We start from the raw sequence: 13,535 nt of genomic DNA on the forward strand, positions 1-13,535 counted from the left end.
TCAGCCCAGGCGCCCGGAGCGGCGCGCCTGCTCCACCACCGTGACGATGCGCTTCACGCCGTCGGTGACATGGCTGCAGGAGAGCGTGGCACCGGAGATATTGGCGATGTCCTCACCCAGCTTGATGGGCGCGCCCTGGGCTTTGCCAACGAACTGCTTGCGCCAGGCGGCGCTGCGGATCTCGTGTCCATGGCTTTCGCGGTAGGCCAGGATCTCCAGGCCGCGCAGCCGGCCGTCGGCGCCCACGCCCACCGCGTAGCTGATGAGCTCGAACTTGCCCAGCACCTCGTCGGCCACCAGCACGCCCAGCAACTCCTTGCCCTTGTAGGCCAGGCGCAGTTGCCAACGCGCGCTGCGTGGCTTCACGCCCAGGGCTGCGATGGCCTGCAACTGAGCCGCGTCGAGCAGCCAGTCCTGCAGCTCGAAACGGTCGGCCTCGGCGAACATCAGCTTGGCGGCGGCCTCGGCCGTCATGTAGTCCACGGCAAAGGCACCGCTGGGCGCCATGGCCGCGACGCTGCAAATGGCCGTCGTCAGAGCCAGGCGCATCAGAAGCTCCAGCCCAGGCCCAGGTTGACGCGGTTCAGATCCTTGTTGAGACGGAAGCGCTGCAAGTCGGCCTTCAGCACCACGCCGGGGGCGAATTCGAAGTTGGCGCCCAGGGTGACGACGCGTTCGCTGTCGCTCGCTTCGGGTGTCAGGCCGGCGCCCAGTTCGGCATAGCGGCTGGCGGTGTTGAAACGCTCCCAGCGCGCGAAGGGCTTGAGCACATAGCTGCCCTGTTCCCAGAGCTTGTAGGCGGCCTGCAGATAGGCGCCATCGAAGCGCGCCGGGATCAGGCTGTCGCTGCCCACCAGGGGCATGTTGAGCGCTGCGGTGTTGGAGATGCTGCCGCGGCTATAGAGGGCTGAGAGGTCCCAGCGGCCGGGCGTCCAGCGCGCATGCAAATCCCACAGGGTGATGCGCGAGCTGGCGGCCTGCTGACTATGGGTCGCCTGGCCGCTGAAGACGCTGGCGCCCAGCAGCAGACCGGGGATACCGCGGTAGTTGGCAGCGCCAAACAATGCCAGGTCGCGCGAGCGCGCCAACGCCAACTCCTGGTGGATGGCGCCCAGCGGCGACTCGCGGCCCTCGCTGCTGGCGGCATCCCATTTGTTCAGGTCAAAGCCGGTAGCGATGCCCGCCTGGAGCGTCCAGCCGCTGTCCAGTTGGCCGACCAGTTGGATGCCACCCTCGCGCCAGGTGCTGGGGATGATGGCAGTCTCGACGAAGTTGCGCTCCACACCGTAGTAGGCGGTGGGCTCGTGGTTCTCGTTCAGCAGGCCCATGGGCATCAGAAACAGGCCGCCGCGCAGCGCCCAGTTGGGGTGGAACTGATGCTCCACATAGGCCTGCTCGATCGCCACCTCGCCGGGGTCCCCGGCAGAGGCCACGGCATGCTCGACCTCGATTTCGGTGACGATCTTGGTCTTCTCGTCGAAGCGATGCTGGACCCCCAACACCAGGCGGCGCAGATCGGCCTGCGCGTCCTTGCCGTTGTTGTTGGGGCGGTTGTAGTTGAGTTCGGCGTAGCCGCCCAGCACGGTGCGGGCTTGAGCCGCGGGTGCGGGTTCCACCAGGGCTGCGATGCTGGCAGCCGGCGCCGAAGGCTGCGTAGGCGCCTGCTGCTGCAGTTGCGCCAGCTCGGTGCGCAGCTTGGCCAACTCGGCGGCGAGCTGGTCCACGCGGCGCAGCAACTCCTGTTCGGCAGGGGTCTGGGCTTGGGCCGTGCCGATCGCCAGCATCAGGCTCAAGCTGAGGGTGTGTAGCAGCGGTGTGCGAGAGAGTTTCTTGTTCATGACGGGTTTGCTTGGAGAGGGACTTTGGGAGCGGACTCAGCGTGCGTCGCTGAGCGTGCGCAGAAATGCCAGCAGATCGTCGATCTCAGCCTCACTGAGCGCTGGGGCCTGGCCGGGCCGGCGGTTGTAGGGCCCCTCGCTGACATTCACGTTGCCGCGTAATTCGACCGGCAGGTCGTTGAACTTGTCGATGCTGCCGTCAGGCAGGCGTGGGTACCACTTCTCCGGGGCGACGTCGCGCTGCACGTAAAAGCTCAGCACCTCGCGCAGATCGGTAAAGCGGCCGTTGTGAAAGAAGGCCTTGCGCAGCGCCACATTGCGCAGCGAAGGCACCTTGAATGCACCGCACAGATCGCGTCGCGCCGCCATGTCACCGCCTTCGCGGGCGCACAGCCCCAGGTCATAGAAGCTCGGGTCGGCGTTCTGTGCCAGCGCGGTATTGCGCGGCACGCCCAAGGCGTCGTAGCTGAAATCGGTAAAGAGCGGGAAGCTGCCGTCGGCGCCCCTCGCCGAGGGGTGGCAGGCGGCGCAGTTGCCCTTGTCCTTGGCATTGAAGAGGGCCAGGCCGCGCAGTTCGGGCTCGCTGAGCGTGATACGGCCGCGCAGGAACTCGTCGTACTTGCTGCTGAAGGCGCGCAGGCTCGCATCCTCCAGCTGGAAGGCCTGCAGGGCCAGCTGCATACGGGCCAGGGCGTCGGCCGGGCGCCGCAGGATGTCGGCGCCGAACTCCTGCTGGAAGGCTGGCGCATAGGGGGCCTTGGCCAGCCGCGCGATCAGTTCCTCGGTGCTGGCGTTGGCCATCTCCTTGGGGTTGAAGAAGGGCTTGCCAGCTTGATCCTGCAGGCTGGCAGCACGGCCGTCCCAGAAGAAGCCGCCGTTGGGCGTGCCCTCGGCGTCGAAGCCAAAGGCCTTGTTGCCGGCCAGGTAGCGGATGCTGGGGGAGGTGCGGCCACCTTGCAGTTCCAGCGCGACGCCACCAGGCTCGGTGACGCCGGTGCTGCGCGGGCCGGCATTGCCGGTTTCGGCCGCATGGCAGCTGGCACAGGACTGGCGGCCAGACGCTGACAGTGAGGCGTCATGGAAGATTTGCTTGCCCAGGCTGGCGCGGGCGCTGAGCGCGCCGTCCGTGGTTTCGCCGGGCCCGGTCTCAGGGGCGCTGGAGCCGCCACCGCAGGCCTGGAGGGCAAGGGCCAGCAGTGTCGCCAGCGCGGCCATGTAGCCTGTGCTGCGGGTCGATGGTGATCGATACCTCATGTTGTGAATCTGCTCATTGCAATCAATTTTGTGATGCGAATGATATCAATTCGCATTTGCGATTTGTAAAAACTTCCCGCCAGCGTTGCCTGAATGAGCGTTTGATCTCACGGCAGGGCTGGAACTTCCATGGATGACTGGGGGCCGTTGGCGCCCACGGACACAGCCCCGGCCGAGATCAGTCAGCGGCGGAAGTCAACCTTGGAAGTTGCTACTGGGCCACCGTGAGAGAGGCGCCACTTGGTCGAGCGTGAAGCGCATGCATTTGCGCCCGAACTGAAGCCGGAGGCGCGTTGGAGGTGGCCTGCGGATGCGTCGAGTTTGATGGCCCTCAACAAACCGAGCAATGTTGAGCGCAGCGCCTGGAACAGACGTTGACAGCTCTTTGGCAGGGCTCCTACATTGGCACGCAATGCGAATCATTCGCATCTGATGCCTCATTGGTCGCGTTGGGCGAACTTCCAGCGGTCCGAATCTACACACCTCAATTTCAGATACATCCGTGAACCAAGACCATGCCTTGAGCACCCTCGGCCAGACGCCGTTTGTTCGCCGCAGAACCGCCACTGCCGTCCGCCTCGTGATCTCCCTCGCAGTCACTTCCCAATGGGCATCTGCCCGTGCGCAAACGACGCCTGAAGACACCGTGCTCCCGGTCGTGAGGGCGGCAGCACAGGCCGAACGCGACAAGTACGCGGTCAAGCGCACCATGGGCGCCACCAAGACCGAGTTGGCCGTGCTCGACGCGCCGCAAACCATCACTGTCGTGACCGAAGCCTTGATCAAGGATCTGGCGATGCAAAGCATGGCGGACGTCACCCGCTATGTGCCAGGCATTGGCATGGCCAATGGTGAGGGCAATCGTGACTCGCCCGTCTTCCGGGGGAGCAACAGCGCCTCGGGCGACTTCTACATCGACGGTGTGCGCGACGACGTCGAGTACTACCGGGACCTGTACAACGTCGAGCGCGTGGAAGCGCTCACCGGGCCCAATGCCATGATCTTCGGGCGGGGTGGTTCCGGAGGCGTCATCAATCGCGTGACCAAGCAGGCGGATTGGCGCAAGGTTCGCGCCTTCGATTTGACACTAGGCTCGAATCAGAATCGGCGCCTGGTCGCCGACCTTGGCCAAGCACTCAGTGATGCCGCGGCCGTGCGCGTGACGGGCATGGTGGAGGACTCGGGGGGCTATCAACGCAACTTCAGCCTGAAGCGCTCCGGCGTCAATCCAACGGTGGCCCTTCACCCAAGCAGGGACACGACCGTGGTCCTAGGCCTTGAGCATCTTGAGGATCGGCGCACCACAGACCGTGGCGTCCCTTCCTTGCAGGGCCGCCCCGTCGATTTGCCGGTTGATGCGTTCTTTGGTGACGCCAACCCGGACAGCCGTCCGACGCGGCTGATCTCCAACGCACTGAGTGCCACTCTCGAGCACGACCTTGGCAGCGGCGTGCATGTGAGCAACAAGACGCGCTACACCGACTACGACAAGTTCTATCAGAACTACAACGCTGGCGCGGTGAACGTCGCTACCAAGCAGGTGCCGATCAGCGCCTACAACAACCACCAATGGCGCAAGAATCTGTTCAACCAGACCGACCTGACCTTCGACATCGCCAGCGGCAGCATCAAGCACAGAATCTTGGCGGGGGTGGAACTCGGTCTGCAAGACACCGACTACCTTCGCATGACGGGCAAGTTCGCGAATGCAACGGTCACGTCGGTCAACGTCCCGCTGGCGGCACCGGATGGTCCGCTGCCCGTCACCTACGTCCTGGGCGGCAGCAGTTCCGATCGCGACGGCCAGAGCAAGGCGAAGATTGCCGGCATCTACATGCAGGACCAGCTTGAGCTGTCGCCGCAGTGGCAGCTGATTGCCGGTCTGCGCTACGACAGCTTCAAGCTGCGCTATCGCAACCACGTCGCTACCGGCATCCTTGCACCGACGCCGTCGGCCCCGGCCGAGTTGTCGAGCAACGATCATCTGGTTTCACCGCGCGTCGGCATTCTCTTCAAGCCCGAAGCGGCTCTGTCGCTCTACGCCAACTACAGCGTGGCATCCTTCCCGCGCGGCGGAGACCAGCTGAGCAGCCTGAGCAACGTCAACAAGGGGCTCAAGCCAGAGAAGTTCATCAACTATGAGGTCGGCGGCAAATGGGAGATCAAGCCCGAGCTGCTGGCCACCCTTGCTATCTACCGCTTGAACCGCACCAACGTGGCGGTCCCCAATGCTGTCACTGGCATCGTGGACCAGCTGGTCGATGGCCAGCGCACCAAGGGTGTTGAAGTCGGTATCAGCGGCGACGTGACGAGGAACTGGCACATCCATGGCGGCTTCGCATACCAAGACGCCAAGTTGACCGCCAAGGCCTCAGCCACGGCCCTCGCTGGCGCCACCGTGCAGAACGTTCCCAAGCACACCTTGTCGCTCTGGAATCGCTACGACCTCACGCCATCGCTCGGTGGGGGCCTGGGCTTGATCCACCGCGGCGACAGCTACACCTCGACGGCGAATGCCGTCACCCTGCCCGCCTATACCCGCATCGACGCGGCGCTGTTCATGGCGCTCAGCGCGAACTACAAGGTCCAGCTGAACGTCGAGAATCTGACTGACAAGAAGTACTACGCCTTGGCCAATGGCGACAACAACATCACCCCTGGTTCGCCACGGGCGTTCCGTGCCAGCCTGCATGGCAGCTTCTGAGGCTCGGGCAAGGCCAGCAAGACGCCAGCTGAGTTAGGGCGCGGCGGCATGCTGCTCAAGCGCGCTCTGGTCGGTAAGATCCCGCCATCTATAACGCTGACCAGACCAGATGCCCGACCAGGGAAACACCCGCTACGAGCAGTTGGCGGATGAGATGGCACAGGCCATGCGCGACGGTCTGTTGCAGGCCGGCGAGCGCCTGCCGTCGGTGCGCCAGACCTGCCAGCGCCGCGGCGTCAGCCCCTCCACGGTGTTCCAGGCTTATGGCCTGCTGGAGACGCGCGGACTGATCGACGCGCGACCGCGCTCGGGCTACTACGTCCGAGCGCAAAAGCGGTCGGCGCGCGCCTTGCCGCAGCTGGCACCGCCGCGCACCGAGGCCACCGCGGTGGCCGTCAGCGCGCTGGCCTTCGAGCTGCTGGAGTCCACCCGCGATCCCGCCGTAGTACCGCTGGGATCGGCCTTTCCGGCGGCGCACCTGTTTCCGTTCGATGCCTTGGCGCGCAGCGGTGCGCGGGCCATGCGGCGCGTCAAGCCCGCGCAGATCACGGGGGCGCTGACGGCCGGCGATGCCGCCCTGCGCCAGGCACTGCGCCGCCGCTACACCTTGCAGGGCGTGCCGCTGGCCGAGGACGAGCTGGTGATCACCAACGGCGCGATGGAGGCGCTCAATCTGTGCCTGCAGGCCGTTACCGTGCCGGGCGATGTGGTGGTGGTGGAGAGCCCGACCTTCTATGCCGCGCTGCAAGCGCTGGAGCGGCTGAATCTGAAGGCGGTCGAGGTGGCGACGGATCCGCAGGAGGGCGTGGACCTGGCGGCCCTGGCCGAGCTGCTGGCGCGCCAGAAGGTGGCGGCCTGCTGGTTCATGCCTACGCTGCAGAATCCCTTGGGCGCCTTGATGCCCAGCGCGCGCAAGCAGGCACTGGTGGCCCTGCTGGCTCGACATGGCGTGCCTCTGATCGAGGACGATGTGTATGGCGAGCTGTATGCCGATGTACGGCGGCCGCCGCCCGCGAAAGCCTTCGACCAGGCAGGCGGCGTGTTGCATTGCGCCTCGTTCAGCAAATGCCTCGCGCCCGGGTACCGGGTGGGCTGGGCGGCCGCCGGGCGCTATGCGCCTCTGGTGCAGCGCCTGAAGATGATGACATCGCTGGCCACTGCCCTGCCGCCCCAGCTGGCCATCGCCGACTACCTTGCCCAGGGTGGCTACGACCGCCATCTGCGCAGGCTGCGCGCCGAGCTGGCGGGCGAGCAGCAGCGCGCGCGGCGCTTGATCGAGCGGCATTTCCCGGCCGGCACGCGGGTCTCCCGCCCGGCCGGCGGTTACTTCCTATGGCTGGAACTCCCGCCCGCCGTCGATGCCTTGGCACTGCACCATCGCGCGATGGCCTTGGGCATCAGCACCGCACCTGGCGTGCTGTTTTCGGCCGACCGGCGCTTTGTGCACCATCTGCGCCTCAATGTCGGCCACCCTGGCGATGCCCGTGTGGATGACGCCCTGCGTCGGCTTGGCGAACTGGCCATTGCGGAACTGGCTGCCGTCCGCTAACGACGCAAGCGTGCGGCGCGGATCCGGCCAACTGCCGCCGCGCTCAGGTGGCGGCCAATGCCCGGGCCAGGGCCGCGATGTCCACCTGCGCATTGCGCGGGTCCAGGGCTTTGACAATGCCGTCCCGGCGCAGGCCGCTGATCTGGCGGCTCACGGTCTCCTCGGTCAATCCCAGCATCGCGCCCATGTCATGCCGGCGCGGCAGCCAGACCGTCGGATGGCTACCGCGCGCGGCGCTGAGCAGCAGCAAGCGCTGGATCAGCTGCAGCGTGCGCTGCCGTGCGCAGCCGCGCAGCAGTTCGGCGGACCAGGCCTGCGCCTCGCTCAGGCCCTGCTGCCAGTGCCGCAGCAGCCGTGTGTAGCGCTGCGGTTGCCGCCGCATGGCGCGGTCCGCATCCCCGCAGCGCAGGCGCAGCAATCGGACCTCGGTGCAGCTGACCAGATCGTCGGCATGGGTCTGGCCGAGCCAGGCTTCCAGTCCCAGCAGCATGCCGCGTCCGGCCAGACCGACGATGCGCCGCTCGCCGGCGGCCGTCACCCGCTCCAGGCGCAGGATGCCCTGCCGCACGAACAGCAACTCGCCCCTGGGCGCGGCGCCCTGAGACCAGACGTGGTGGTCGGGGCCGAGCGCCAGACAGGGCAGCCGGCCCAGGGCAGCGTTCTTCCTGCTCATGAAGAGGGCGCCTCAGGCAGGCAGAAAGGTGCTGACCGCCTGCGCCTGTGCCGCAGCGCCGGGCGCCGCGTCATCGACCACGAAGCGGATCGGCACGGGTGTTCCGGCGCGGTGGCCATGGGCCTGCCCGGCCTCCATGCGCACGGTGACGACCAAGGTGGTGGCGCCGGCCGCGCCGACGCTCAGGGCCTCACGGTAGGCCAGTTGCAGCGGCCTGGCCTCGGACCCTTCTCCAGCCAGGGCCTGCAGGCGCAGATTGCGCGGCTGGATGCTGGCGTTCATCACCTGCAGGCGGTAGACGTTCTCCACCGCGCCATCGTCCACCTGCCGGGCCATCACGCTGCGGTCGCGCATCACGTTCAGCCGCAATTCGGGGCGCTGCGCCCAACCCCAGGCCATCGCCGCGGCCAGCACCGCCAGCGCCGTGCCATACACCAGCACCCGTGGCCGCCTCAGCGCCTGGCGCCAGCCGTCGGGGCCTGCGCCTGCACCAGCCGGCTGCATGGCCCCGAAGTGCACCAGGCCGCGGGGCGAACCGAGCTTGTCCATCACCTGGTCGCAGGCGTCGATGCACAGGCCGCAGCTGATGCAGGCGGCCTGCAGGCCCTGGCGGATGTCGATGCCCACCGGGCAGACCTGGACGCACAGCGTGCAGTCCACGCAGTCGCCCTGGCCCTTGGCACTGGCCTCCGTGCCGCGGGCACGCGCACCGCGCGGCTCGCCGCGCGCCACGTCATAGCTCACCACCAGGGTGCGGGCATCCAGCATCGAGCCCTGGAAGCGGCCATAGGGGCAGGCGTGCTGGCAGACCTTCTCGCGCAGCAGGCCGGCATGCAGATAGGTAGCCGCGCCATAGAACAGGATCCAGAACGCCTCCCAGGGCCCGAACGTGAGGGCGGGCAGGGCACTGGCCAGCTCGCGCACCGGCGCGAACCAGCCGACCAGGCTGAAGCCGGTGAGCAGGCTCAGGCCCACCCAGGCCGCATGCTTGCCGGCGCGACGCAGCAGCTTGGCACCCGACCAGGGGGCGGCATCCAGGCGCAGGCGGGCCAGGCGGTCACCTTCGGTGCGCTGCTCGATCCACATGAACAGCTGGGTGTAGACGGTTTGCGGGCAGGCGAAGCCGCACCACACGCGACCGGCAATGGCCGTGGCCGCGAATAGCAGCAGGGCGCTGAACACCAGCAGCCCGGTCAGGTAGATCAGGTCCTGGGGGAAGAGCACGGCGTCAAACAGGTAGAAGCGCCGCGCCTCGAGGTCAAACAGCACGGCCTGCCTGCCCTGCCAGTTCAGCCAGGGCAGGCCATAGAACAGCAGCTGCGTGAGCCACACGAAGGCCCAGCGCCAGCGGGCAAAGCGGCCGTTGACATGGCGCGCCTGGATCTTGATTGACGGCTCGACCCCGGGGCCGCCGGTGAGGTCGGTGACAGGGACCAGCGGGATGACCCGGCGGGTGGCAGACATGATGTGCTCCTGCAGTCGGTGCGCCTGGCTGCAGAACCCCACGTGGGGCAGAGCATGGCCAAGCTGGAGCGAATCGTCACAGCCCTTGCACTGGGTGCCAAGATTCAGATATTCGTCAAATTGACCATATCAGTTGTTGCGGCAATCGATCTGATCCGGTAGTGATAGGCCAGCTCTGATCCGGCTTGCCCCGGGTGCCGCCCTCCACAATGGAGCTCATGCTGGATCGCGTTCATATCCGTGTTTGCCTGGCTCTGCAATGGCTGCTTGGCGCAGCGCTGCTGCTTGCTTGCCAGTTGGCCGGGGAGGCTGCGGTTCGCGCCTTGTCCTGGCCGGTGCCCGGGGCTGTGGTGGGGATGCTGCTGCTGTGGGGCGGCCTATGCCTCGTTGGTTGCGTGCCCCGTGGCCTTGCGCTGGTGGCAGGTGCGCTGCTGTCGCATCTGATGCTGCCGCTGATCCCGCTGGTGGCGGGTGTTGGCGAGCATCTTGCGCTGCTGCGGCAATATGGGGTCGCTGTGCTGCTGGTGTGCGCTGCCGGAGTCGTGGCCACGACGATTTGCGCGGCAGTGGCCTACACGGCGGCAGCCAGACGGTCGCGATGAGTGACCCCGCAACGACGATGCTGTGGTGCGGGGTCACCGGCCTGGCCTATGCGGGGGCGCGTCGCCTGCAGGGGAAATGGGGTGCGCACTGGTACACGCTGCCCGTGGTCAGCGGCACGGCCCTGCTTCTGTCTGTCTTTGCGCTCGGTGGCACAAGCTACCAGCACTATGCCGAAGCCACCATCTGGCTTCAGCGCCTGGCCGGTCCGGCCGTGGTGGCACTGGCGGTGCCGCTGTACCAGCAGATGCCGTTGTGGCGGCGCCGCGCCATGCCTGTTCTCGCGGCCGTGCTGGCCGCTTGCACGGCCGCCCTGGCGAGCGGCTGGCTGCTGGGGCGCACGCTGCAATTGCCTGGGCCACTGATGCTGTCGCTGCTGCCGCGCTCGGCGACCATGCCGATGGCCATGGCTGCGGCCGGACAAGTAGGCGGCAATGCCGCATTGGCAGGGATTGGCGTGGTCATCACCGGGGTGCTGGGCAGCAGCATGGTGCCGATACTGCTGCGTCTGATCAGGTGTAAGGGCGCGGAGCCGACGGCCCTGGCGCTTGGGCTCGTCGCACATGCCATCGGAACAGCCAAGGCTCAGCAACTGGTGCCCCAGGCGCTGGCCTTCGCAGCGCTGGCCATGGGATTGATGGGCGCATTGACGGTGCTGGCGCTGCCGTGGATCTCGCGCTGGATGTGAAGTCGACCGGGCGCCCAGATTTCCGACCTGTCAACGCGCGAGGCAAAACGCCATGCGCTGGTCTAGTCTTCCTCCAGCTCCTTGAACTTCATCGCCAGGAAGTCGATCAGGCCGCGCACGGCCGGCAGCAGGCCACGCCGTGACGGGAATACTGCATGGACGATGGCGCCCTTGGAGCACCAGCCCGGCAGCAGCCGCACCAGCTGTCCGTTGCGCAGTTGATCGCCCAGCATCATCGCGGGCAATTGCACGATGCCTAGCCCTGCGACGGCCGCCGCGCGCAGCGAGTACATGTCGTCGGTGATCAGGCGCGGGGCATGGGTGATCATCGCCGTGACCTCGCCGGGGCCGATCAGATGCCATTTGTGCTCGCGTTCGGTGTGTCCGTCCGCCAGGCTGGGCAGGCCGGTCAGGTCGGCCGGGATGGCGGGCAGGGGATGCCGTTTGCAGAAGTCTGGGCTGGCGACCAGATACCAGTCGCGTTGCGCGAGTTCCCGCATGACCAGGCTGCTGTCTTCCTGCGGTGGGGTGCGTGCGCGGATGGCGATGTCGTAGCCCTCGGCCAGCAGGTCGACGGGGCGATTGATGCCTTTCAACTGAATCTCGACCTTGGGGTTCAGCGCCATGAACTCCACCAGCATGGCCGCAACGCGGGCGTGCAGCAGGGCGATGGGACAACTGATCCTGACCAGACCGCGCGCTTCGCCGGACACCTGCTCGACTGCTTCCTGCGCCGCCTGGGCCTCCACGAGCATGGCCTTGCAATGACGGTAGTAGTTGGTCCCGACCTCGGTGACCGCAAAGCGCCGCGTCGAGCGCTGGATCAGGCGTACCCGCAGCCGCTCTTCAAGCAGGGCGATGCGGCGGCTGAGCTTGGATTTGGGTACGCCCAGCGCTCGCGCGGCCGGCGCGAAGCCGCCGTGATCGACCACATGGGCGAAGTACATCAGATCGTTAAGGTCTTGCATGGCTCTTGGTCATTGTCCTATTCGTAGAACGATGAGGCCCGATATTAGGGACTACCGGGCGCATTGGTCAAAACCAACATTCAATTCACGACGGAGGCAGCCCGCCTCCAATCGGCAAGGAGCGTGAGATGAAGAAGGTTCTTGGCATCTATGGCAACCGCAGCCAGCATTGGGTCGGCAACGGTTTTCCGGTGCGCAGCCTGTTCTCGTACGACACGCTGGGTCGCCATGCCAGCCCCTTCTTGCTGCTGGACTATGCCGGTCCGGCCGTCTTCAAGGCGGGCTCGCATCGGCGCGGTGTCGGCGAGCGCCCGCACCGCGGCTTCGAGACCGTGACCGTGGTCTATCAGGGCGAGGTGGAGCATCGCGACTCCACTGGCGCGGGCGGGCGCATCGGCCCCGGCGACGTGCAGTGGATGACGGCTGGCAGTGGCATCCTGCACGAGGAATTCCATTCGGCGGATTTCACCCGCCAGGGCGGCACGCTGGAGATGGTGCAGCTGTGGGTCAACCTGCCCGCGAAGGACAAGCTGACGGCGCCGCGCTACCAGACGCTGACGAACACCGCGATCCCGGTGGTCCCGCTGCTCGACGAGGCGAGCCAGGATGCCGGCTCGCTGCGTGTGATCGCGGGCGACTATCTCGGCCACATTGGCCCGGCGCGCACCTTCACGCCCATCGACATGTGGGACCTGCGGCTGGATGCCGGCAAGGCCGTCGAGCTCGAACTGCCCGAGGGCCGCGACGTGGCCGTCGTGGTGCTGCGCGGCACGGTGCTGGTGAACGACAGCCAACTGGCCCGTGAGGCCACCATGGCCCTGCTCGACCGCAGCGGACGCCGCGTGCGCCTGGAGGCCAACAACAGCGCCACGGTGCTGCTGCTCAGCGGCGAGCCGATCGACGAACCGATCGTCGGCCACGGCCCTTTCGTGATGAACAGCGCCGAGCAGATCGAGCAGGCCATCGCCGATTTTCGTAGCGGCCGCTTCGGACGCATCCCGCCGCAGGAGCTGGCGCGGTCCGCCGCATCCCACTCCGAGTCGCCCGCAGATTGACCCTGAACCCCACCCCACCCCGAGAACCCACCGAAGGAGAGTTTCACTCATGACTGCATTTGCCCAAGTCGCCAACTTCAACGGCGCCCGCCCCGTTATCGATCCCGCCAACGCGGCGATACTGCTGATCGACCACCAGAGCGGCCTGTTCCAGACCGTCAACGACATGCCTTTCACGCGGCTGCGTGCCCATGCCGGGGCGCTGGCCAAGATGGCGACGCTGGCCAAGATTCCGGTAATCACCACCGCCTCGGTGCCGCAAGGCCCCAACGGCCCGTTGATCCCCGAGATCCATGAAAGCGCGCCGCACGCCAAGTACGTGGCGCGCAAGGGCGAGATCAACGCCTGGGACAACCCCGACTTCGTCGCCGCCGTCGAGGCTACCGGCCGCAAGCAGCTGATCATTGCCGGCACCATCACCAGCGTCTGCATGGCCTTCCCCGCGATCAGTGCGATCGCGGCCGGCTACCAGGTCTTCGTCGTCATCGATGCCTCGGGCACCTACTCGAAGATGGCGCAGGAGATCACGCTGGCGCGCGTGATGCAGGCCGGCGCCGTGCCGATGGACACCGCCGCCGTGGCCTCCGAGATTCAGAAGACCTGGAACCGTGACGACGCCATGCAATGGGCCGAGATCTACACCAAGATCTTCCCCGAGTACGGCCTGCTGATCGAGAGCTACACCAAGGCCCAGGCCGTCGCGCAGAGCCACGAGCAGCTCGACTCGGCGCGCTGATCTTTC

12 protein-coding genes are annotated in these 13,535 nt (G+C 66.7%); 6 read left to right on the forward strand and 6 right to left on the reverse strand.

The window, feature by feature from the left end:
• From PFX98_RS11075 to PFX98_RS11085, 3 genes are read right to left on the reverse strand one after another with little or no spacing between them, the layout of a single operon-like run.
• Complete coding sequence (locus tag PFX98_RS11075; protein WP_285235263.1) at nucleotides 1–549, reverse strand: FMN-binding protein; 549 nt, start codon at nucleotides 547–549, stop codon at nucleotides 1–3.
• Nucleotides 549–1,838, reverse strand: a complete 1,290-nt coding sequence (locus tag PFX98_RS11080; RefSeq protein ID WP_285235265.1) for a porin — start codon at nucleotides 1,836–1,838, stop codon at nucleotides 549–551. Before PFX98_RS11080 ends, PFX98_RS11075 begins: the two co-directional genes overlap by 1 nt.
• Nucleotides 1,839–1,874: 36 nt before the next feature.
• Nucleotides 1,875–3,092, reverse strand: coding sequence for a cytochrome-c peroxidase (locus PFX98_RS11085; RefSeq protein WP_285235267.1), 1,218 nt, complete (start codon nucleotides 3,090–3,092; stop codon nucleotides 1,875–1,877).
• Between the two features lie 520 nt (nucleotides 3,093–3,612).
• Here PFX98_RS11085 and PFX98_RS11090 point away from each other — a divergent pair.
• Together PFX98_RS11090 and PFX98_RS11095 are read left to right on the forward strand one after the other, a co-directional pair.
• Nucleotides 3,613–5,796: a TonB-dependent receptor gene (locus PFX98_RS11090; protein ID WP_285235268.1), complete on the forward strand. Its 2,184-nt coding sequence runs from the start codon at nucleotides 3,613–3,615 to the stop codon at nucleotides 5,794–5,796.
• Nucleotides 5,797–5,905: 109 nt separating this feature from the next.
• Nucleotides 5,906–7,345 (forward strand): aminotransferase-like domain-containing protein, encoded by a 1,440-nt coding sequence (locus PFX98_RS11095; RefSeq protein ID WP_285235269.1) that lies wholly within the window; start codon nucleotides 5,906–5,908, stop codon nucleotides 7,343–7,345.
• Between the two features lie 43 nt (nucleotides 7,346–7,388).
• Here PFX98_RS11095 and PFX98_RS11100 read toward each other — a convergent pair whose 3' ends face one another.
• Entirely contained in the window at nucleotides 7,389–8,018 is a 630-nt protein-coding gene (locus PFX98_RS11100) for a Crp/Fnr family transcriptional regulator (RefSeq protein WP_285235270.1), read from the reverse strand.
• Between the two features lie 12 nt (nucleotides 8,019–8,030).
• Nucleotides 8,031–9,482: a cytochrome c oxidase accessory protein CcoG gene (ccoG, locus tag PFX98_RS11105; RefSeq protein ID WP_285235271.1), complete on the reverse strand. Its 1,452-nt coding sequence runs from the start codon at nucleotides 9,480–9,482 to the stop codon at nucleotides 8,031–8,033.
• Between the two features lie 218 nt (nucleotides 9,483–9,700).
• Between ccoG and PFX98_RS11110 the strand changes: the two genes are divergently transcribed.
• Together PFX98_RS11110 and PFX98_RS11115 are read left to right on the forward strand one after the other, a co-directional pair.
• Complete coding sequence (locus PFX98_RS11110; RefSeq protein WP_285235272.1) at nucleotides 9,701–10,084, forward strand: CidA/LrgA family protein; 384 nt, start codon at nucleotides 9,701–9,703, stop codon at nucleotides 10,082–10,084.
• On the forward strand, nucleotides 10,081–10,770 hold the full coding sequence (locus PFX98_RS11115; RefSeq protein WP_285235273.1) for an LrgB family protein: 690 nt from the start codon (nucleotides 10,081–10,083) through the stop codon (nucleotides 10,768–10,770). The genes PFX98_RS11110 and PFX98_RS11115 overlap by 4 nt, the downstream gene beginning before the upstream one ends.
• A 62-nt stretch (nucleotides 10,771–10,832) precedes the next feature.
• Here the strand turns inward: PFX98_RS11115 and PFX98_RS11120 are convergent, their stop codons facing one another.
• Complete coding sequence (locus PFX98_RS11120) at nucleotides 10,833–11,738, reverse strand: LysR family transcriptional regulator (RefSeq protein WP_285235274.1); 906 nt, start codon at nucleotides 11,736–11,738, stop codon at nucleotides 10,833–10,835.
• Nucleotides 11,739–11,866: 128 nt separating this feature from the next.
• Between PFX98_RS11120 and PFX98_RS11125 the strand changes: the two genes are divergently transcribed.
• Both PFX98_RS11125 and PFX98_RS11130 read left to right on the forward strand, forming a co-directional pair.
• Entirely contained in the window at nucleotides 11,867–12,793 is a 927-nt protein-coding gene (locus PFX98_RS11125; protein WP_285235275.1) for a pirin family protein, read from the forward strand.
• 49 nt (nucleotides 12,794–12,842) lie between these two features.
• Nucleotides 12,843–13,529 (forward strand): hydrolase, encoded by a 687-nt coding sequence (locus PFX98_RS11130; protein WP_285235276.1) that lies wholly within the window; start codon nucleotides 12,843–12,845, stop codon nucleotides 13,527–13,529.
• Nucleotides 13,530–13,535 lie beyond the last annotated feature (6 nt).

The organism is Paucibacter sediminis, assembly GCF_030254645.1.
In the GTDB taxonomy this organism is placed as follows: Bacteria; Pseudomonadota; Gammaproteobacteria; order Burkholderiales; family Burkholderiaceae_C; genus Paucibacter_B; species Paucibacter_B sediminis.

Bases quoted from the DNA above. Each gene is read 5' to 3' on its own strand.
- ccoG (WP_285235271.1), bottom strand. From the start codon at position 9,482: ATGTCTGCCACCCGCCGGGTCATCCCGCTGGTCCCTGTCACCGACCTC.
- PFX98_RS11110 (WP_285235272.1), top strand. From the start codon at position 9,701: ATGCTGGATCGCGTTCATATCCGTGTTTGCCTGGCTCTGCAATGGCTG.
- PFX98_RS11075 (WP_285235263.1), bottom strand. From the start codon at position 549: ATGCGCCTGGCTCTGACGACGGCCATTTGCAGCGTCGCGGCCATGGCG.
- PFX98_RS11130 (WP_285235276.1), top strand. From the start codon at position 12,843: ATGACTGCATTTGCCCAAGTCGCCAACTTCAACGGCGCCCGCCCCGTT.
- PFX98_RS11100 (WP_285235270.1), bottom strand. From the start codon at position 8,018: ATGAGCAGGAAGAACGCTGCCCTGGGCCGGCTGCCCTGTCTGGCGCTC.
- PFX98_RS11095 (WP_285235269.1), top strand. From the start codon at position 5,906: ATGCCCGACCAGGGAAACACCCGCTACGAGCAGTTGGCGGATGAGATG.
- PFX98_RS11115 (WP_285235273.1), top strand. From the start codon at position 10,081: ATGAGTGACCCCGCAACGACGATGCTGTGGTGCGGGGTCACCGGCCTG.
- PFX98_RS11085 (WP_285235267.1), bottom strand. From the start codon at position 3,092: ATGAGGTATCGATCACCATCGACCCGCAGCACAGGCTACATGGCCGCG.
- PFX98_RS11120 (WP_285235274.1), bottom strand. From the start codon at position 11,738: ATGCAAGACCTTAACGATCTGATGTACTTCGCCCATGTGGTCGATCAC.
- PFX98_RS11080 (WP_285235265.1), bottom strand. From the start codon at position 1,838: ATGAACAAGAAACTCTCTCGCACACCGCTGCTACACACCCTCAGCTTG.
- PFX98_RS11125 (WP_285235275.1), top strand. From the start codon at position 11,867: ATGAAGAAGGTTCTTGGCATCTATGGCAACCGCAGCCAGCATTGGGTC.